At 68.8% G+C, this 1,313-nt stretch carries 1 protein-coding gene; it reads right to left on the bottom strand.

Annotated features, from left to right (window positions below):
- Window positions 1-1,313 (bottom strand): ferredoxin--NADP reductase domain-containing protein (locus NAM01S_RS33595; protein ID WP_067793398.1); only part of this gene is annotated, 1,313 nt, incomplete at both ends.

Below are 1,313 nucleotides of genomic sequence, written 5' to 3'. Positions count from 1 at the left end.
CGCGGAGCATGTCCTCGCGCTCGACGACCTTGACGCGCTCGCGGCCCTCGGGCTCGCCGAGCGCGCGCTCGTGCGCGTCGAGGCGGTACCAGCCCGCCCAGGTGGTGAACGGGATGCCCTTGCCCTCGAGGAACTCGGTCACGGCCTGCGGATCCGGGTTCTCGGCCGGGGCGAAGCCGGGGGCGTCGTCGAGCAGGCAGGCGATGGTCTCGTTGGCGTCGCCCTTGGTGTGGCCGATCAGGCCGACCGGGCCGCGCTTGATCCAACCGGTGACGTAGGTGGCGGGCATGTAGCGCGCCGGGCCGTCGGCGTTCTCGTCGGCGATGACGCGGCCCGCCTCGTTGGGCACGGTGCCCGCCTGGTCGTCGAACGGCAGCTGGTTGATGTTCTGCGACAGGTAGCCGACGGCGCGGTAGACCGCCTGCACGTCCCAGTCCTTGAACACACCGGTGCCCTTGACGTTGCCGGTGCCGTCGAGCTGGGTGCGCTCGGTGCGCAGACCGACGACCTTGCCGTTCTCGTCGCCGAGCACCTCGGCCGGGGACTCGAAGAAGTGCAGGAACAGCTTGTGCGGGCGGTTTCCCTGATCGCGGATGGCCCACTGCTCGAGGGTGTTGGCGACCATGTCGACCTGCTTGGAGTGACGGCGCGCGGCCTCCGAGCCCTCGTCGTAGTCGATGTCCTCCGGATCGACGATGACCTCGATGGTCGGCGAATGATCCAACTCGCGCAGCTCCAGCGGGGTGAACTTCGCCTGCGCGGGACCGCGACGACCGAACACGTGCACCTCGACGGCCTTGTTCTGCTTGAGGCCCTCGTAGACGTTCGGCGGGATCTCGGTCGGCAGCAGCTCGTCACCGGTCTTGGCCAGCACGCGCGCCACGTCCAGCGCCACGTTGCCGACACCGAGCACCGCGACCTTCTCCGCGTCCAACGGCCACGAACGCGACACGTCCGGGTGCCCGTCGTACCAGGACACGAAGTCCGCCGCGCCGTAGGAACCGTCCAGGTCGATGCCAGGGATCGGCAGCGCGCGGTCGGCGTTGGCGCCGGTGGAGAAGATCACCGCGTCGTAGAAGCGACGCAGGTCGTCGAGGGTGATGTCGGTGCCGTAGTCGATGTTGCCGAGCAGGCGCACCTGCTCCTTGTCGAGCACCTTGTGCAGGGCGGTGATGATGCCCTTGATCCGCGGATGGTCCGGCGCGACGCCGTAGCGGATCAACCCGAACGGCGCGGGCATGCGCTCGTACAGGTCGATGCTCACCTCGGCATCGGACTTCATCAACGCGTCGGCGGCGTAGATCCCGGCCGGT

This window comes from Nocardia amikacinitolerans NBRC 108937 (assembly GCF_001612615.1).
Classification (GTDB): Bacteria; Actinomycetota; Actinomycetes; order Mycobacteriales; family Mycobacteriaceae; genus Nocardia; species Nocardia amikacinitolerans.
Note: the sequence above shows the minus strand (reverse complement) of the source record. Positions and strands in the feature narration are given on the sequence as shown.